Source organism: Paraburkholderia sp. UCT31 (genome assembly GCF_014397655.1).
Classification (GTDB): domain Bacteria; phylum Pseudomonadota; class Gammaproteobacteria; order Burkholderiales; family Burkholderiaceae; genus Paraburkholderia; species Paraburkholderia tuberum.
Map to the genome: position 1 here is coordinate 1 of NZ_VZQP01000070.1, position 17,626 is coordinate 17,626.

General features: G+C 64.5%; 14 protein-coding genes and 1 pseudogene. 9 read left to right on the forward strand and 6 right to left on the reverse strand.

All coding sequences use genetic code 11. The features are described 5' to 3' along the window. Window positions 1-495: 495 nt before the first annotated feature. The gene (locus F6X40_RS36360; protein ID WP_187631206.1) at window positions 496-837 is read right to left on the reverse strand and encodes a hypothetical protein; all 342 of its coding nucleotides are present in this window, start codon (window positions 835-837) and stop codon (window positions 496-498) included. 185 nt (window positions 838-1,022) lie between these two features. On the opposite strand from F6X40_RS36360, the pseudogene F6X40_RS36365 reads away from it, so the two are divergent. Together F6X40_RS36365 and F6X40_RS36370 are read left to right on the forward strand one after the other, a co-directional pair. After that, window positions 1,023-1,508 (forward strand): annotated as a pseudogene (locus F6X40_RS36365) (DDE-type integrase/transposase/recombinase); the annotation flags it as partial. Continuing rightward, window positions 1,505-3,619 carry an acyltransferase family protein gene (locus F6X40_RS36370; RefSeq protein ID WP_187631207.1) on the forward strand — a complete coding sequence of 705 codons (2,115 nt, stop codon included), beginning with the start codon at window positions 1,505-1,507 and terminating at the stop codon, window positions 3,617-3,619. The pseudogene F6X40_RS36365 and the gene F6X40_RS36370, both read left to right, overlap by 4 nt. Window positions 3,620-4,306: 687 nt before the next feature. Here F6X40_RS36370 and F6X40_RS36375 read toward each other — a convergent pair. Next, window positions 4,307-5,299 carry a LacI family DNA-binding transcriptional regulator gene (locus F6X40_RS36375; RefSeq protein WP_187631208.1) on the reverse strand — a complete coding sequence of 331 codons (993 nt, stop codon included), beginning with the start codon at window positions 5,297-5,299 and terminating at the stop codon, window positions 4,307-4,309. Between the two features lie 331 nt (window positions 5,300-5,630). On the opposite strand from F6X40_RS36375, the gene F6X40_RS36380 reads away from it, so the two are divergent. Further along, window positions 5,631-6,398: a sugar phosphate isomerase/epimerase family protein gene (locus F6X40_RS36380; RefSeq protein ID WP_187631209.1), complete on the forward strand. Its 768-nt coding sequence runs from the start codon at window positions 5,631-5,633 to the stop codon at window positions 6,396-6,398. A 3-nt stretch (window positions 6,399-6,401) separates the two neighbouring features. Then, complete coding sequence (locus F6X40_RS36385) at window positions 6,402-7,541, forward strand: Gfo/Idh/MocA family protein (protein WP_187631210.1); 1,140 nt, start codon at window positions 6,402-6,404, stop codon at window positions 7,539-7,541. Between the two features lie 105 nt (window positions 7,542-7,646). On the opposite strand, the gene F6X40_RS36390 is transcribed toward F6X40_RS36385, so the two are convergent. Together F6X40_RS36390 and F6X40_RS36395 are read right to left on the reverse strand one after the other, a co-directional pair. Further along, on the reverse strand, window positions 7,647-8,894 hold the full coding sequence (locus F6X40_RS36390) for an MFS transporter (protein WP_187631211.1): 1,248 nt from the start codon (window positions 8,892-8,894) through the stop codon (window positions 7,647-7,649). Beyond that, window positions 8,891-9,967, reverse strand: coding sequence for a PRC-barrel domain-containing protein (locus tag F6X40_RS36395; protein ID WP_187631212.1), 1,077 nt, complete (start codon window positions 9,965-9,967; stop codon window positions 8,891-8,893). Before F6X40_RS36395 ends, F6X40_RS36390 begins: the two co-directional genes overlap by 4 nt. A gap of 424 nt (window positions 9,968-10,391) precedes the next feature. Between F6X40_RS36395 and F6X40_RS36400 the strand changes: the two genes are divergently transcribed. Both F6X40_RS36400 and F6X40_RS36405 read left to right on the forward strand, forming a co-directional pair. Then, a complete protein-coding gene (locus F6X40_RS36400; RefSeq protein WP_409340045.1) occupies window positions 10,392-11,786 on the forward strand; it encodes an NCS2 family permease in 1,395 nt (464 codons plus the stop codon). An 89-nt stretch (window positions 11,787-11,875) separates the two neighbouring features. Next, window positions 11,876-12,622: a DUF899 domain-containing protein gene (locus tag F6X40_RS36405; RefSeq protein WP_187631213.1), complete on the forward strand. Its 747-nt coding sequence runs from the start codon at window positions 11,876-11,878 to the stop codon at window positions 12,620-12,622. A 108-nt stretch (window positions 12,623-12,730) separates the two neighbouring features. On the opposite strand, the gene F6X40_RS36410 is transcribed toward F6X40_RS36405, so the two are convergent. Together F6X40_RS36410 and F6X40_RS36415 are read right to left on the reverse strand one after the other, a co-directional pair. Then, on the reverse strand, window positions 12,731-12,913 hold the full coding sequence (locus F6X40_RS36410; RefSeq protein ID WP_187631214.1) for a hypothetical protein: 183 nt from the start codon (window positions 12,911-12,913) through the stop codon (window positions 12,731-12,733). Between the two features lie 130 nt (window positions 12,914-13,043). Further along, the gene (locus F6X40_RS36415; protein WP_187631215.1) at window positions 13,044-13,958 is read right to left on the reverse strand and encodes an NAD-dependent epimerase/dehydratase family protein; all 915 of its coding nucleotides are present in this window, start codon (window positions 13,956-13,958) and stop codon (window positions 13,044-13,046) included. A gap of 158 nt (window positions 13,959-14,116) precedes the next feature. On the opposite strand from F6X40_RS36415, the gene F6X40_RS36420 reads away from it, so the two are divergent. From F6X40_RS36420 to hutC, 3 genes are all read left to right on the forward strand, one after another. Next, complete coding sequence (locus F6X40_RS36420) at window positions 14,117-15,040, forward strand: LysR family transcriptional regulator (protein ID WP_187631216.1); 924 nt, start codon at window positions 14,117-14,119, stop codon at window positions 15,038-15,040. Between the two features lie 327 nt (window positions 15,041-15,367). Continuing rightward, window positions 15,368-16,888 carry a histidine ammonia-lyase gene (gene hutH, locus F6X40_RS36425; RefSeq protein ID WP_187631217.1) on the forward strand — a complete coding sequence of 507 codons (1,521 nt, stop codon included), beginning with the start codon at window positions 15,368-15,370 and terminating at the stop codon, window positions 16,886-16,888. 25 nt (window positions 16,889-16,913) lie between these two features. Then, on the forward strand, window positions 16,914-17,609 hold the full coding sequence (gene hutC, locus F6X40_RS36430) for a histidine utilization repressor (RefSeq protein ID WP_090803957.1): 696 nt from the start codon (window positions 16,914-16,916) through the stop codon (window positions 17,607-17,609). Window positions 17,610-17,626 lie beyond the last annotated feature (17 nt).

Below are 17,626 nucleotides of genomic sequence, written 5' to 3' on the forward strand. Positions count from 1 at the left end.
TCGGCCCTTCTGGCGGCCAGCCCCGGGAAGGATTTTTTTAAAACAGGGGAACGTGCCTTTCCGCGCGTATTGCGGCGTCGGTCGTCGCTTGTTTGGCTCGGCCAAACGGCGCTCCTCTCTCCTTGCAATACGCGCGGAAAGGCACGTTCGCAAGCCCGTTATTAGCGTGAACAGGCCCTAGGCTGCATTGGTATTCATAGGGCGCGGCCCATCGCTGGAGTCGGCGACAGAAGTTCGAGCGTCCAGACGCCTAACCATGTGCTGCCGAGTTCGGGCAGTAGCGGTCAGTCGGCACGATCGCCCAAATTGCCGACACCTGGACCAGGACTACATGTGACTTCGAGTAGACATCGAAGAGCGGGCGTTTGTGTGATTTCGAACAGAGCAGTCATGCCATAGCACGTAGTGTCGCGCTCATGCTTGCATTCGCCGTCGGAGTCTGGGTCGGTATTGATCGGGCCGATGCGTATTTCACGCTGGCAGTCAGCGCTGTCCTCATCGTCGAGCCTGCGACACGGCCGTGTAGAGATCGTGGAACTTGTGGCCGATGGCGGCGTGCAGCCGGTTCCACGCCTGCGAGAACGTGACGGAGGTGTCCGGCTTGCGGTGCAGCAGACAAGTCGCCACGAGCTGGTCCGAAACGCCGCTCGCGCGGTCCATGGCGCCGAGCTTCTGGTCCAGCACGCCAGCGAAGGCAAGCAGATTGTTAAGCTGGTTCTGCAGGGCAACGCGCGTCGCACCGATGCGCGATGGATCCTCCGGTTCGCGCCGATGAAGTTCCTCGACGATGAAGTCGACATTTCTTATCGCTTCTGAGGGGCAGCGCACGCAATACATCGCGGGCCTATACATTTCCCTAAAATTTTTACGTCACAATCGTGCGTAAGAGCAAACGAGAGAAAGGGCAACGGCACCTTCGCTTTTTCTGGTTATTTATCGAGATGAAATATGCAATGATCGCCGCGGAATCAGCGGAGCAGGTCTGAACCCCGCGCGAGCAGACGTTCCGGCAACCCTGCGGCGGCCTCAAGGACCTGTTCAGCGCAGAGCTGGTCGGTTACGCGATGAGCGAGCGTATGAGCAAGCATCTGGTGATGCAGGCGGTGTTTCGGGCGGTCGCGTCGCACCGGCCGCCGGCCGGTCTGATTCACCACACAGACCGCGGCAGCCAATCTTGCGCGCATGCTTACCAGAATCTTGTCAGCCAGTTCGGCATGCAAGCCTCGATGAGCAGACGAGGAAACTGCTTTGACAACGCATCGATCGAATAATGTTGGGGCACGCTGAAGAGCGAGTTGGCCTATCGTCGGCGGTTCGCCAGTCGGCAGCAGGCGCAGCAAGAGATCACGGAATACATCGAGATTCTTTATGACCGGCAGCGGACACAAGCGCAGCTTGACTATCTGTCTCCCGCGGTTTTCACGCAGCGTTTCTACTTGAACAAGATCGCTGCTAAACCCGTTGGCGTCCACGGATTCCGACCGACCTCATTAACTCTCATGCCATGAATCCACGTCATAACGCTACTACTGCGCCGCAACTCACCCGTCCGGCGCACGCGGCATACATCGACGGTTTGCGTGCGGTCGCAGTGTTGTCGGTCATCGTTTATCACCTGTACGCGCAGTGGTTACCCGGCGGGCTTGCAGGGGTCGACATCTTTTTCGTGGTTTCCGGGTTTGTTGTCAGCGCATCCGTTGGAAACCTCGAATCGATGCAGTTTTCGCGCTTCGTGTTCTATTTCTATTCGCGTCGAGTGCAGCGGATCGTGCCAGCGCTCGTGGTGTGCCTGCTGGTGACCGGCTTGTTTTCAGCACTGTTCATTCCAAACGCGTGGCTGAGCGATACCAACAAATACACCGGCTTCTTTGCTTTCTTTGGGTTGAGCAATGTGGTGCTCGCGTTCATCGGCGATGACTATTTTTCGCCACGCGCCGAATTCAACCCGTACCTGCATACCTGGTCGCTTGGGGTAGAAGAGCAGTTTTATCTGATCTTTCCGTTGCTTTTCTTCATGTGGGTGAGCAAACGTCCGAGAAAGACGCTTTGCGTTGTTCTGTTCGCCGGCGGGCTCGCTCTGTCCGTGTTGAGCGCATGGTGGCTTTCGAGGCGAAATGAGGGGCTAAACTTTTACCTGATTCCAGGGCGTTTCTGGGAATTGGCATCCGGTATCCTGCTATACCAGTTCCTTGCGCTCGCGAAGCGCCCGCTCGGCGTGATCGACCGCAATGGGACGCTGGGTTCGATGGCGTTGCTCGTTGGTTCGCTGGTGCTGCTTGCGGCCGGTTTCAAGGTCTTGCGCCCGGAGCAGCTTCCTTTTCCGGGAGCGCTGCTGCCGGTTGCCGGCACGCTTGGCGTACTGTACGCGCTGCACGGAAGAGCGCCGCGGGATTGGCTGCACAGGCTGCTCATTTCACCAGCGGTGACTTTCGTCGGCAAGATCTCATATTCGCTTTATCTCTGGCACTGGCCTGTGATCGTGCTGCTGCGGTGGACGACGGGGATCGATGCGCCTGTCTGGCGCGTGCTTGCGGCCGTACTGAGCTTCGCGCTGGCGACAGCGTCCTGGTACTACGTCGAGAATCCCGTGCGGCGCTCGGCGGTCCTGAAAGGCATGCGGCGTCCCGCTCTCGTAGGTGCGGGCGTAGCTACGTTGACGTGCGGAGCGCTGTTGTGGGTCGGCATTCAGGTAGCCCAACTGAAACTGGATATGTCGCTGAGCGTGGTGTCACAACGTGCCGATGACTGGTATCCGAGCCGCCCCCTTCAGGCCAGCAATGACGGATGTCTGGACACGTGGAATAGGACGAAGCTCAACGGGGGGCCCGTCTGGACATATTCACGTGCGGGATGTTCGCTTCCGGCGACCTATCACGGGCGCCTGTACGTGATCGGCGATTCGCACGCGATGGCCTACAACAGGATGTTGCGCGAATTCGCCCGGGATACTGGCGTGAAGGTCTTCGCGTACAACAATGGAGGCTGTCCGTTCCTTGCTTTGCTGCCGCGCAAACAAGATGAGGTGGCGAGCTGTGCACCGGAGACGGATGCGGCAATCGCTCAAATCGAGGCGCAGGTCAGGCCCGGTGACGTGGTCTTCATGCCTTCGCTGCGGCTGCCACGTTTCTCCGACGAGTGGGCCCGCTTCGACGACTCGAGCGCCTGGGACTACATGTTTGGTCCAGAGGCCGTGCAAAGCCGGGTAGACGGCGTGCGAGAGGCCATTCCAATCTTGCAGAAACTGGCAGCCAAAGGGGCGAAGGTCATCCTGGAGGGGCCGACACCCGAGTTTCGGAGCCAGCCGTTCCGATGTTCGGACTGGTTCAATCGCGACAATCCCATCTGTTCCGGCGGCGACCGCATCGCCCGTGCGGATCTGGAAGCCTTGCGGGCGCCGGTGCTCGAATCCTATGCGCACATCGTGCAGGCGGTCCCCGAAGTTAGCGTATGGGACCCGTTGCCACCACTGTGCCCAGATTCGGTCTGCTTAACGCACACCGCCGACGGCCGGCCGCTCGTCTTCGATGGCGATCACCTCAGCGGCTATGCGAACAGGCTTCTGTTGCCAAGCTTTAAGCGGGTCGTCAGCAAGCTTATGGAAGCGGGGTCCGCGAGCTGATGCGGGGAAGAGTTCCGGCGATGGCTGGCGAGGTAGTTAGTCCGAAGATCGAGTACCCGCTGTGCGAGCTTGGGTACTGTCAGGTTGACGGAGGGGCGACAAATATAATGAGGCATGCAGAAAGGTTCCCTCTCCGGCAAGGGGAGCCGAGGCTGCGGCGAACCGGTTCAACCTCACCGGTTGCAAGGTATTTCTGGAAAGCGAAAATCCGGCCAGCGTGAGCGTCCGTTTCGGATCAAGATAACAGGCCGTTGTGGGTCGACAACAACCGAGCGCATCGGGTGGTAGCCGGCCCATCTCCAGCCATTCGCTCGCGTGCGCCCGCACGTGCTCTATCGGCGCTTCCGCAGTAGCCAGCGGATGTTCACGCTCGTCGCGTCATCAGCCTTAATCAACAAATACCACAGGGGCAACAACTGCGGCGCAAAGGTTGAGCGCTGCCGGGAATTCCGATCTGAACCAGTTCTTCAAGCATTTGCTGATGGGTCTTCCGCTGGCTCGACTGAGCACAAACCGCCACAGCGACGGCGCCAGCCGCGGCGACCACGAAAGCTTCAACGAACGATTTCATGAGCCGTGGGAGCAAGGTGGCCGAAATGCATCGGCGTCGGCAGCCTCACCAAAACTGAGCCAGCTACAAACCACCTCAGTGGGCAAAGCAGATCTTGACTTCTCCCGATCGACCGCTCAAACCGACTCCCGCAGCACCAGCTGATGCTGCAGGATGCGCGACGCTGGGCGTTGGCCGTCGAGCAGCGCCAGCAGCATTTCGGCCGCCGCGGCGCCCAGCTCGACCATGGGCTGGGCCACGGTCGTCAGCCCCGGCTCGAAGATGCCAGCGATGGGTACGTCGTCGAAGCCCATTACCGCCACGTCGTGCGGCACCCGCCGGCCGGCTTTGCTAAAGCCCTTGATCGCGCCGATGGCCAACGTGTCCGACACGGCGAACACGGCGCTCGGCGGATCCACCACCGCCAGCAGCTTTGCCGCCGCCTGGCTTCCGGCGGCGTAACTATTGTCGCCAGTAACGCAGACAAGCTCGGGCGCAGGCGCGAGACCGGCGCGCAGTAGTGCTGCGTGATAGCCCTCGCGGCGCTGACGCGCATACAGGAAGCGCTCATCGCTGGTGATGAAGCCGATGCGCCGGTGGCCCTTGTTGATGAGGTACTGCACGGCATCCGTACCGGCCTGGCGGTGGTCGATGCTGACATAAGGCACGTCGCTACCGGGCAAGAATTCCGAGCAATTGACCCATGGCTTGCCGTTCGCCGCCTCGCGCCGGGCTGCCGGGTCGGACATGGGCACGAGATTGATGACGCCGTCGCTCAGACTGCCGGCCAGCGTCGGCAGCGAGGCGTCCGCCGTGCCAGTCCAGGCTTCCAGGTCCGCCGGAAGCAGCGTGTAACCGGCCTGGCGACTGACCGCGCCGGCCCCGCGCACGATCTCGGCGTAGTAGGGGTTGGCGAAATCCGGCATGAGCATTAGCAGAATGCGACTCTGACCGGTACTCAGGCTGCGGCCGAACGGATTGGCCCGGTAGTTCAGTGCCCGTACGGCTGCCTCGACCCGCTCACGCGTGGCCGCCGTCACGGCCTTCGTCCCGTTGAGCACACGCGACACCGTGGCAATGGAAACGCCAGCCTCGCGGGCAACGGCTTCGATGGAGGGTTTGCTTCGCATTGGTTCGTTCAGGCAGCGGCGGGTCTGTCACCAGCAGGAAGGTAACAATTTTAGCATCATGGGAAAATCTTTTCCCATCATGCGTCGTCGAACCTCGAAACTGAGCGGGGATTCAGACTCGGCTTGCGGGAATCCATGGTGTTGCTGCAAACCGCAGCGTTATGCAATCCGCTTATCCGAAGCTTCTCGCGTACTCCTGTTTGTGCCGGTCCCTGCTGCATAGGGTAAAGCCCCTGTTCCAGGTAAACGGGAAAGCGCTTACCTTTTGGCTTGCGCCCAGCTCCGTAGGCCATCCGTGCCGCATCCACCTTGACTCTTTGGATTGACGACCATGAATCAAGCCTTGCCCATTTCCATCCAGATTTACAGCCTGCGCAATGCGGGCGAACTCGACCGGCAGTTCGACATTGCCGCCCACGCCGGATTTCGCCAGGTGGAGCTGATCGGGTCCTTGCTCGAAAATGCGGCCGACACCCGCAACAAGCTTCAGGCGCGCGGCCTTAGCGCCTCCTCCAGCCACCTCAGCATGGCCATGCTGCGTGAGCGTTTGCACGAAGTGACCGCGGCGTGCGAGACCCTCGGTATCACCCAGTTGGTCATGCCCGCGGTGCCGCCCGCCGAGCGCGACAGTGACGCCGCATACTGGCGGGCGCTCGGCAACGAGTTGGGCAGTCTCGCCCATCGGCTAGCCGCTCAGGGCATCGCCCTCGCTTACCACAACCATGATTGGGAACTCAGCGCCAAGGAGAACGGCGCAACGGCGCTGGAACTGCTGTTCGAGTCCGCCGGGGCAAGGCCGCTCGGCTGGCAAGTGGATGTAGCCTGGCTCGTGCGCGGCGGCGCCGATCCTCTGCCATGGCTTCGTCGTTATACGGGCCGCGTGGTCTCGGCCCATGCGAAAGACCTCGCGCCCGCGGGTGAAAAACTGGACGAGGACGGCTGGGCCGACGTCGGTCACGGCGTCATGGATTGGCCCACGCTGGCCGCCGCCTGCCGCGAAGCGGGGGCGCGTTTCCTCGCCGCCGAGCACGACAATCCCAGCGACGGCGAACGCTTCGCCCGCAATGCCTTTGCCTATCTGCACCAGCTCGGAGCCTGATCCATGAAACCTGTCTTCGTCGGCATCATCGGTTGCGGCAACATCAGCGATGCCTATTTCACCGGCGCGGCGAATTCGGAATTCGTCCGCATCAAGGCCTGCGCCGACTTGCGTCCGGAGGCCGCCCGGGCCAAGGCCGTGCAGCACGGCGTTGCCGCGATGACGGTGGCTGCGCTGCTGGCCGACCCCGACATCGAAATCGTCATCAACCTTACGGTGCCGCACGCGCATGTGCCGGTAAGCCTGCAGATTCTGGAGGCGGGCAAGCACGTCTACCTCGAAAAGCCCCTAGGTACCGAGTTCGCGTCCGCACGCGCGATGCTGGCGCGAGCCGAGGCTTCGGGATTACGCGTGGGCTGCGCACCGGACACCTTCTTCGGCGCGGCCCACCAGGCGTGCCGCGCGGCGCTCGATGCGGGCCGCATTGGGCGTGCCATTGGCGGGGCCGTGGCCGTGTTGTCCCGCGGCATGGAGTCCTGGCATCCCAATCCTGAGTTTTTTTTCAAGCCTGGCGGCGGCCCGATTCACGACATGGGCCCGTATTACGTGACGCAGTTGGTCAACCTGCTTGGGCCGGTGGCACGCGTGTCTGCTTGCGCCACCATCGGTTTTCCCCAGCGCATCATCTCCAGTGAGCCGCTGAGGGGCCAGGTCATCGAGGTCGAGGTGCCCACCACGGTCAACGGTATCCTGCATTTTGCGGGTGGGGCCAACGTGGTGATGAGCGCCTCCTGGGACGTGTGGGCCCATCAGCGTGCGCCCATCGAGATCTATGGCACGGAAGGTAGCCTGCTGGGCGTCGATCCCAATTTCTTTGGCGGGAGTCCGCGCGTGGCTGAACGTGATAGCGGCTTTAAGCCGCTCGACACACAGGTCCATGCTTTTGGCGTCGACAACTTCACGTTGAGGAGCGGTGCGCGGGTGGCCAATTACCGCGCTGTGGGCGTGCTGGACATGGCCATGGCGTTGCGTCGGGGTCGGCCGCATCGCGCGAGCGGCGAACTGGCGTTACACGTGCTGGAGGTGCTGGATGCCTTCGAACGCTCGTCGCGCGAGGGGCGGCACATCGATATCGAGACCGTCGTGCAGCGACCGGTCGTCGTGCCATTGGGTCGAGGCGAAGAGGTGTTTCTCGCCGACTGACTCACCTGACTTCCGCAGTGGTCAAGCCGGTTGCGACGTGATCCGACTGCGACCATCAGATCACGCCCCGGCTGATACAGCTCGCGCGACTCACCTCGCCGCCGACTATCCACGACCGGGCACAGCCGCGCCGTCGCCGCTGCTGGCCGTCGCCGCGTCGCGCGTCTCGGGCATCGCCGCCCACACCAGCAGCACCGCGAGCGCACCGGCCGCCGCGAGGCCGAAGAAGCTCACCGTGTTGCCGAAACGATCGGCGACGAAGCCCGCCGCCGTCGTGCTCAACGTCGCGCCGATGCCGGCCGCGAGCCCGAACAGGCCGATACACAGGTTGTAGCGGCCCTTGTCGCCGGCGACGTCGGCGGCGATCAGCGGCAGCATCACGCCGAACACCGCGGCGCTCAAGCCGTCGAGCATCTGCACCGGCACGAGCAGATAGGGGCTGCTGATGCCCGCGAACAGCAGCGCGCGGATCGGCAACGCGGAGAAGCCGAGCAGCAGAATCGGCCGGCGGCCCCAGCGTTCGGCCGAGCGCCCGACCCACGGCGACATCATCGCGACGATCGCCTGCGGCACGATGATGCATGCCGCGATCACGAGCTGCACGTTGTCTCCCATGCCGGCCGTCACTTCGCCGGCGGCCAGGTTCAGCATCGCCGCGTTCGACAGATGGAACAGCACGATGCAGGCGGCGAACAGCAGCATGCGCTTGTCGCGCAGCAGCTCGCGCAGGCTTTCGCGCCGCTCGAGCTGCTCGGGGGTGGGCACCGCTTGCGGCAGCTCGATCGTGTCGGTGCGCTGGATCATCGCGAGCGCGATCAGCGCGGGAACCGCGAGGCCCGCGGTCAGGAAGAACACCGCGCGCGGCGAGTAGTACTCGCCGAACAGTCCCATCAGACCGGCCGCGACCGCGCTGCCGATCGACGCCCAGCGCGCATTGCGGCCGAGCCGGTCGCCGAGATTCGCGCGACCCACGAGCGCGAACGAGATCGCCGCGAGCGCCGGCGTCAGCATGCAGCTCGCGAAGCCGTGGAACACCTCGGCGGCGATCACCGGCAGCACGGTCGGGCTGATCGCGAGCAGCATCGCGCTGAGGATGATCGCGCCGATCGCCCACGCGGCCGCCGCTTTCTTGTTGCGCAACGCGTCGACCGCGGCGCCGCCGGGCACCTGGCTGACCATCGCGCTGATGGTGCCGACCGACAGCACCATGCCGATCTCGCCCTGGGTCCACTTGTGCGATGCGAGGTAGGACGCGATGAACGGCCCGAAGCCCGTCTGCACGTTGGCGACGAAGAAGTTGAGCCAATCGAGCGCGCGCAGACTTCGCGCCGTGACCATAGTACGGACCGTCATCGGACCGCCCGTGCGTTGGAAACCGCGACGGCAGACGACGCGGCCGGCGGCGCCGAGACCGCCGGCGCGGCGCTGGCGGCAGGCTGCGCGGGCGGCGCCGGCGACACCGCGCGAATCGGCTTGTCGCTCGCGTAGGGCGGCGTCGCGTTGATCTGCGCGTCGCTCAGATCGATCTGCGGATGCAGTTCCTTGTCGCGCGTGACGAAGCGCAGCGCCGACCAGTTCGCGGCGATCGTGCGCCGGTCGGGGCTGACCATGCCGCCGACGTCGAGGACGATCGCCTGCGGCTGCGCGTTGCCGTCGATCAGCACGTCGACCACACGGCCCACCTTGGCGCCGTTCGCGCGCTCGACGGTCGCATCGAGCAGCGCCAGTTCCAGCGGGTTCGATTTGTTCACGGTGCTCGGCACGGCCGTCGGGTTCAGCGTGATCGGCGCCCCCTTCGCGGTCGGCGTGAAGTGGAACGCGCCCCACGGGAAGTTCACCTTGCGATCGCCGACGCCGAGGAAGCCCTGCAGATTGACGACCATCTCACGCGGCTTGCCGGCCGCGTCGGCGATCATGTCGACCGCGCGGCCGACCACCTTGCCGTCGGGCTTCTGCACCTGGCTGTCGAGCAGCGCGCGCGCGTCGCTGCGCTCGATCGTGCGCAGCACGATCAGCGGCGGCGGCGGCGGGGGCGGCGGCGGAGCCGGCACGACCACGGGCGGCGGCGGTTCGACCTTGTGCGGCTTCACGACCGGCTTCTTCGGTTTCTTCGGCTCCTCGGGCCCCTCGTTCGCCTCGCTCTCGACCGGCTCGGACGCGGACGCGGCGACCGGCGCGCTTGCCGGCTCGACCGGCATCACCGTCGCATCGACGATCGGCGCCTGCTGCGTACCCCACAGCAGGCTGCTGCAGCCGGACAGCGCGGCGAACGCGAACAGCGCGGCCACGGTGCACAGCCAGCGCAACAGTCGAAGCACATCGAGCGAATGAGGCGAATCAGGCGAATCGAGCGGGCGAAGCGATCCAAGCGGTCCAAACGGGACAATCGGCAGGCGCCCGGCGGGGCGCGGAAAACCGCCAGTCATCAGGAAAAACTCCACGGGCAGGTGCGGACGGGCGCGATGAGCCGCCGCGGTTGGATGGGGTACGGCCCAGAGTTTAACCTGCGCTGCCGCGCGGGCAGCCTTTCGCCGGTTGCGTTGCAGACGGTATAGCGCTGCACGCCGCGTGCCTGGAACGCGATCGCCGGGGTGGGTTCGGCGCGTTTCGCGGCTGCCCGTATGCCGTAGGTGTATACGCGCGCAGCGCTCGCGCGAGCGACCGTCGCGCACAAGATATAAGTCGCGCGACATGTCCGGCATGCCATTCATGCGATTGGACACATAGTTCGCTTCACCTACATTTCGACTCAGAAAAGCGTTACCCACACCAACCAATCCACGAGACGAACCTGATGACGGCCGCTTTAGCGGCCGTTTCAGCGCGCTGATAAAGGAGGCACTCATCATGATGGAACCCCAGGCCCTCGCGAATTCCGACGTCGCGAGCGAATCCTTCGACACCGAATCATTCCGCGGTAAGGGCTTTCTCGACCGCTACTTCGACATTTCCGCGCGCGGCAGCACGCAGCGCCAGGAGATCGTCGCGGGCATCACGACCTTCCTCGCGATGGTCTATTCCGTGTTCGTCGTGCCCGGCATGTTCGGCAAGGCGGGCTTCGATACCAGCGCGGTGTTCGTCGCCGTGTGTCTGACCACGGCGTTCGGCTCGCTACTGATGGGCGTGTGGGCGCGTCTGCCGATCGCGATCGGCTGCGCGATCTCGCTCACCGCGTTCACCGCGTTCGGCCTCGTGCTCGGCAAGGGCCTGCATCCGACCGTTGCGCTCGGCGCGGTGTTCCTGATGGGCGTCGTGTTCACGACGATTTCGGTGACCGGCGTGCGCTCGTGGATTTTGCGCAACCTGCCTGTCGGCATCGCGCACGGCACCGGGATCGGCATCGGCCTGTTCCTGCTGCTGATCGCCGCGAACGACGTCGGGCTCGTGGTCAAGAATCCGGGCGCGGGGCTGCCGGTGTCGCTCGGCAATATTGCGGCGTTGCCGGCGCTGATGTCGGTCGCCGGACTCGCCGCGATCGTCGGGCTCGTGCGGCGGCGCGTGCCGGGCTCGATCCTGATCGTGATCGTCGCGATCTCGGCGATCGGGCTCGCGATCGATCCGGCCGTGGCGTTTCACGGCATCTTCGCGGTGCCGTCGTTGAGCGCGCCGGGGCATGCGTCGCTGATCGGCGCGATGGACGTGAAGGGCGCGCTGTCGATGGCGGTGCTGCCGAGCGTGCTCGCGCTCGTGATGACCGCCGTGTTCGACGCGACCGGCACGATCCGCGCGGTCGCGGGCCAGGCGGGGCAGCTCGACGAAAACGGCCGCATCATCAACGGCGGCCGCGCGCTGAGCGCCGATTCGCTGAGCTCGATCTTCTCGGGCCTGCTCGGCGGCGCGCCGGCGGCCGCGTATATCGAGTCGACGGTCGGCGTCGCGGCGGGCGCGAAGACGGGGATGGCGGCGGCGGTCGTCGGTCTGCTGTTTCTCGTCGTGATGTTCTTCTCGCCGCTCGCCGCGCTGGTGCCTTCGTATGCGACCGCGCCCGCGCTGATGTACGTGGGGCTGCTGATGCTGTCGAACGTCAGCAAGCTGCATATGGACGACATGGTCGACGCGATGGCGGGGCTCGTGTGCGCGGTGTTCATCGTGCTGACCGCGAACATCGTGACCGGCATCATGCTCGGCTTCGCGACGCTCGTGATCGGACGCGTCGTCAGCGGCGAGTATCGCAAGCTCAATGTCGGGACCGTGGCGATCGCAGTCGTGCTGGTCGGGTTTTATGTCGGCGGCTGGGCGATCTGAGTTTCGTTGCGGCTCCTTGACTTTCGCGTCAGCGTCTCTAAACCTTAACCTTGAGGTCAAGCCCTGCATCCGCAGGAAAGGAGACGCAGATGGAACCGCAACATCGCATCGGCAGCCGGGAAGAGTGGCTCGCCACGAGCCGCGCGCTGCTCGCCGACGAAAAAGCGCATATGCGCGCCGGCGACGAACTCGCGCGCAAGCGCCGCGAATTGCCGTGGGTCAAGGTCGACAAGGTTTATACGTTCGATACGCCGGAAGGCCGCAAGACGCTCGCGGAGCTGTTCGACGGCCGCAGCCAGCTGATCGTTTATCACTTCATGCTGGGCCCGGACTGGGAAGAGGGGTGCGTCGGCTGCTCGTTTCTGTCGGACCATATGAGCGGCATTCTCACGCATCTGGTCCATCACGACGTCAGCTATGTGACGGTATCGCACGCGCCGCTCGAGAAGATCGACGCGTTCAAACGGCGCATGGGGTGGACCTTTCCGTGGGTGTCGTCGAGCGGCAGCGATTTCAATTTCGACTACCACGTGTCGTTCACGCCGGAGCAGCTGGCGAGTAAAAAGGCGTTCTACAACTTCACCGAGCAGGACGTCGGCATCGACGAACAGCACGGCCACAGCGTGTTCTACAAGGACGCAAACGGCGACGTGTATCACACGTACTCATGCTACGCACGCGGCGACGAGCGCTTCGTGAACACCTACGCGCTTCTGGACATCGCGCCGAAAGGCCGCAACGAGAACAGTAATCTGACCCACTGGGTCAGGCATCACGACCGCTACGACGACCACGCGCGCGCGGCTTGCCCGGCGTGCGGATCGTACACGGTGTGAAGCGGTGAAGCGGTGAAGTGGTGAAGCGGGTCGACGAAGGGGGCGAGGGGCGCGCGCCGCGCTAGCTGGCGCGGCGCCTCTGTGCTGCACGAGCGCTGCATCAGTTCGCTACAGCGCCATTTCGAAGGCGGGTCTGAGGAACATTTCCATCGCCATCACGATGAGGCTCATCGCCGCGGCCGCGAGCGTCAGCACGCCGTATTCGTCGTAGCGCATGTCGTACAGACACGCGACGACGAACAGAATCGCCATCAGGTTGGTCAGCCAGTCGAAGTTCAGCGCGAAGCTCATCGGTCGAATCGGGGCGTGTGTGCGACGGTGGAATCGCACCGTCAGGTGCCCGCGATTTTATCGAAAGGAGCTTACGGATTCGCAACGACCGCGCTTACACAGCTTACGTTGCGCGGCGCGCAAAGCCGCGTCAAACGGTGCTTTGCGGCCCCATCATGTCGCGTTCGATCCATTCGATCACCGACGTGCGCCGCGGTTGCCAGCCGAGCAGTTTGCGCGCGCGTTCGCCGCGCACGCGGCTGTTCGAGCCAAGACCGTACGAGGCCATTTCGTAGCCCCATTCCTGTTTCGCGTCTTCGAGCGGCCAGTCCTGCGGCGCGCCGAGCTTCATCGCGTGTGCGATCGCGGCGCTCATGTCGCGGAACGACGCTTCGCCGCTTTCGACGAAATAGAACGTGCCGGCAGGGGTTTTATCGAGTGCGAGGCGATACAGCTCGGCGACGTCGTCGATATGCACGTTCGACCAGACGTTGCCGCCGCCGCCCACATGACGCACGACGCCACTTTTCTGCGCCTGGCGCACGAGTCGCGGCAACTGCACGCTCGCGCTGCCGGCCACCGCGCCGTGACCGTAGATCAGCGTGTTGCACAGCACGGCCGAGCGCACGTTGCGTTGCGCGGCGTCGAGCACCAGTTGATCGATCGCGACGCGCGCGGCCTTGTCGGCGGTCGGGGTGGGCAGCGCGTCTTCGTGATAGATGCGTGCTTCACCCGCTTCGCCGCCCGACGCATCGCCGACGATGCTCGACCCGCTCGTGTGCAGGAATACCTTGCCCGAACCGGCGAGTCCGTCGATCAGCGCGCGTACCGCGCCTTCGTGATCGCTGCTCGCGGCGTTGATCACCGCGTCGGCCGCTTGCGCTTCGGCGATCAGCAACGCTCGGTCGTCGAGCGTGCCGGGCACGGGCTCGATGCCGAGCCGCTGCAACTCGCCGCTGTGTTCGGGTTTGCGAATCAGCCCGCGCACCTGATGGCCGGCGCGCGCCAGATGCGCCGCGATCGAGCCGCCGATAAAACCGCTTGCGCCAGTAACGAAAATCTTCAAGACGTTCTCCTGAGGGAAATGCCAAGACCGCAATCTCTTGCATGGGATCGGAGTAAGCGCTAAAGCGCCAACTCCGATCGACAGGCACGCAGTATCGCTCGCGCGGATTCTCGCAAAAAGCGTGTTAGTCTCAAATCAATCTTGATCTGAAATCAACAATGAAAACCTCCACCGACGAATTGCTGGTGTTCGTCACCGTGATCGACAGCGGCTCGATTACCGCGGCGGCCGAGAAGCTGGGGCAGACCGTCTCCGGCGTGAGCCGCGCGCTCACGCGCCTCGAGCAGAAGCTCGACACCGCGCTCGTGCGGCGCACGACGCGGCGTCTGCATCTGACCGAGGAAGGCGACGCGTTCCTGCGGCGCGCCCGCGCGATCCTCGACGCGCTCGAAGAGGCCGAGGAGTCGGTCGCGCGCGGGCGGCAACGGCCGTCGGGGCGCTTGCGCGTCGATGCGGCGTCGCCGTTCATGCTGCATTGCGTGGCGCCGCATATGACCGCGTTTTCGGCGCTGTATCCGGAGATCCGGCTCGAATTGACCAGCAACGAGCGGATCGTCGATCTGCTCGAACAGAAGGTCGACATCGCGATTCGCATCGGCGCGCTGCAGGATTCGACGCTGCATGCGCGCGCGCTCGGCGAGAGCAGGCTGCGCGTGCTCGCGAGCCCGGCGTATCTGGCCGAGCACGGCGAGCCGACCACGCTCGACGCGCTGCACACGCATCGGCTGATCGGCTTTACGGCGCCGGAGCATTTGAATCGCTGGCCGTTGCGGGAAGGGGGCAGGGGAACGAAGCGCGCCAAGGGGCAGCGGGACGAAGCCGCGCTGCTGAAGATCGAACCGTCGATCACCGCGTCGAGCGGCGAAACCTTGCGGCAACTGGCGCTGTCCGGCTGGGGCGTCGCCTGCCTGGCCGACTTCATGACCGCCGGCGACGTGCGCGAAAACCGCCTCGTGCCGATTCTCGGCAACCTGCTCGTCGATGAACGGCAGCCGGTGCATGCGGTGTACTACCAGAGCGCATCGCTCGCGGGGCGCGTGCAGTGCTTTCTGGATTTCATCGCGGCGCGGGTCAAGCTCTGATCCGCGTCGCAGAGCCTTCTGTCCTATAACCCAGATATCGGCGGAGCCGGCGTGTCCGGCTTCCCGCCAGCGAGAGCGCGCCAATTTTGGCCAGATGGCGACCCGCGCCGCGAAGGTGTATATACAACTGTGGGCTAAATCACGGCGGCCACGCCGACCCATGCGTCCAGCACACGCCGCCTGCGACCTGCCGCCAAACCCACGCGCTCCCGCCGAGCCACGTGCCAAATAATGGAAATCCCCAGGCCCGAAATCTCGAAAAATAAGTTGTATATACAAGGCCCGCCGGCTAGACTTATTTGAACTTGTATAGACAGGACGACAACCATGATTCTGAAGCCCGGCTACCTGACCCTCCCGCAACTGCGCCAGATCGCGCGTGAGCAGCTCACCCTGCAACTCGATCCCGCGAGCCATGGCGCCATCGACGCGTGCGCGCAGGCCGTCGCCGACATCACCGCCCGGGGCGAGCCGGCTTATGGCATCAATACCGGCTTCGGCCGCCTCGCGAGCACGCACATTCCGCGCGATCAGCTCGAACTGCTGCAACGCAATCTGGTGCTGTCGCACGCGGTCGGCGTCGGCGAGCCGATGTCGCGCCCGGTCGTGCGTCTGTTGATCGCGCTGAAGCTGTCGAGCCTCGGCCGCGGCCACTCGGGCATCCGCCGCGAAGTGATGGAAGCGCTGATCGCGCTGTTCAACGCCGACGTGCTGCCGGTGATCCCGGTCAAGGGCTCGGTCGGCGCATCGGGCGACCTCGCGCCGCTCGCGCATATGTCGGCGACCCTGCTCGGCGTCGGCGAAGTGTTCGCGAAGGGCGAGCGCATGCCGGCCACCGAAGGCCTCGCGCTCGTCGGTCTGAAGCCGCTGACGCTGCAGGCGAAGGAGGGTCTCGCGCTGCTGAACGGCACCCAGGCTTCGACCGCGCTCGCGCTGTACAACATGTTCGCGATCGAAGACCTGTACCGCACGGCGCTCGTCGCCGGCGCGCTATCGGTCGACGCGGCGATGGGCTCGGTCAAGCCGTTCGACGCGCGCATCCACGAACTGCGCGGCCATCGAGGCCAGATCGACGCGGCCGCGGCGTATCGCTCGCTGCTGCAAGGCTCGGCGATCAACGTCTCGCACGCCGATTGCGACAAGGTGCAGGACCCGTACAGCCTGCGCTGCCAGCCGCAGGTGATGGGCGCGTGTCTCGACCAGATGCGTCAGGCCGCCGAAACGCTGCTGAAGGAAGCGAACGCGGTCTCCGACAATCCGCTGATTTTCCCGGACACCGGCGAAGTGCTGTCGGGCGGCAACTTCCACGCCGAGCCGGTCGCGTTCGCGGCCGACAACCTGGCGCTCGCCGTGGCGGAAATCGGCGCGCTCGCCGAACGCCGCATCGCACTGCTGATCGACGCGACGCTGTCGGGCCTGCCGCCGTTCCTCGTCAAGGATGGCGGCGTGAACTCCGGCTTCATGATCGCGCACGTGACGGCCGCCGCGCTCGCATCGGAAAACAAGACGCTCGCGCATCCGGCTTCGGTCGATTCGCTGCCTACGTCCGCGAACCAGGAAGACCACGTGTCGATGGCGACGTTCGCCGCGCGCAAGCTCGGCGATATCGCCGACAACACCGCGAACATCCTGTCGATCGAACTGCTCGCTGCCGCCCAGGGCGTCGATCTGCGCGCGCCGCACAAGACCAGCCCGAGCCTGCAGAAGGTGATGGACCTCGTGCGCAAGGACGTCGCGCACTACGAGCTCGATCACTACTTCGCGCCGGACATCGCGGCGGTCACGAAGCTCGTGCAGGCCGGCGCGGTCGCGAAGCTGAGCCCGTTCTCGTTCGCGTCGGAACAATGAGTCGTCGAGAGCGCGGATCACACCGATGAACGCACCCGCTTATCAGGGCATCAAGGACTTCATCCTCGCGCGCATTCATGCGGGCGAGTGGGCCGAAGGCGACCAGGTGCCCTCCGAAAACGAGCTTGCGCGCGAATTCAGCGTCGCGCGCATGACGGTCAACCGCGCGTTGCGCGAGTTGACCTCGGAGCAGGTGCTGACACGTGTACAAGGCTCGGGCACTTTCGTCGCCCGTCCCAAATACGAGTCGACCCTGGTGGCGATCCGCAGCATCTCCGATGAAATCGTTGCGCGCGGTCATCGCTATCAGGCGAGGGTGCTGAACATCGGCGCCAGCATCGCCGATGCGGCGCTCGCCGAAGAGATGCAGGTGAGCGCGGGCAGCCCCGTGTTTCATTCGCGCCTGCTGCATTTCGAAAACGAGGAGCCGGTGCAGCTCGAGGAACGCTGGGTCAATCCGGCCGTCGCACCCGAATACGCGCTGCAGGACTTCACGAACACCACGCCCAACCAGTACCTCGTGCGCGTCGCGCCGCTGCAGCGCGTCGAGTACCGCATCGAGGCGCTCGCCGCCGACGAGATCACGCGCGAGCTGTTGAACATGAGTGAACGCGAGCCGTGTCTCGTGCTGCACCGGCGCACGTGGTCGCAAGGCGAGGTCGCCTCGATCGCGAATCTGTGGCATCCGGGCACCCGTTACCGCTTCACTGGGCATTTCTGAATTCGCTTTTTCGTCTT

Bases quoted from the DNA above. Each gene is read 5' to 3' on its own strand.
- F6X40_RS36390 (WP_187631211.1), bottom strand. From the start codon at position 8,894: ATGACGGTCCGTACTATGGTCACGGCGCGAAGTCTGCGCGCGCTCGAT.
- F6X40_RS36400 (WP_409340045.1), top strand. From the start codon at position 10,392: ATGGAACCCCAGGCCCTCGCGAATTCCGACGTCGCGAGCGAATCCTTC.
- F6X40_RS36405 (WP_187631213.1), top strand. From the start codon at position 11,876: ATGGAACCGCAACATCGCATCGGCAGCCGGGAAGAGTGGCTCGCCACG.
- F6X40_RS36395 (WP_187631212.1), bottom strand. From the start codon at position 9,967: ATGACTGGCGGTTTTCCGCGCCCCGCCGGGCGCCTGCCGATTGTCCCG.
- F6X40_RS36370 (WP_187631207.1), top strand. From the start codon at position 1,505: ATGAATCCACGTCATAACGCTACTACTGCGCCGCAACTCACCCGTCCG.
- F6X40_RS36385 (WP_187631210.1), top strand. From the start codon at position 6,402: ATGAAACCTGTCTTCGTCGGCATCATCGGTTGCGGCAACATCAGCGAT.
- F6X40_RS36375 (WP_187631208.1), bottom strand. From the start codon at position 5,299: ATGCGAAGCAAACCCTCCATCGAAGCCGTTGCCCGCGAGGCTGGCGTT.
- F6X40_RS36360 (WP_187631206.1), bottom strand. From the start codon at position 837: ATGTATTGCGTGCGCTGCCCCTCAGAAGCGATAAGAAATGTCGACTTC.
- hutH (WP_187631217.1), top strand. From the start codon at position 15,368: ATGATTCTGAAGCCCGGCTACCTGACCCTCCCGCAACTGCGCCAGATC.
- hutC (WP_090803957.1), top strand. From the start codon at position 16,914: ATGAACGCACCCGCTTATCAGGGCATCAAGGACTTCATCCTCGCGCGC.
- F6X40_RS36420 (WP_187631216.1), top strand. From the start codon at position 14,117: ATGAAAACCTCCACCGACGAATTGCTGGTGTTCGTCACCGTGATCGAC.
- F6X40_RS36380 (WP_187631209.1), top strand. From the start codon at position 5,631: ATGAATCAAGCCTTGCCCATTTCCATCCAGATTTACAGCCTGCGCAAT.
- F6X40_RS36410 (WP_187631214.1), bottom strand. From the start codon at position 12,913: ATGAGCTTCGCGCTGAACTTCGACTGGCTGACCAACCTGATGGCGATT.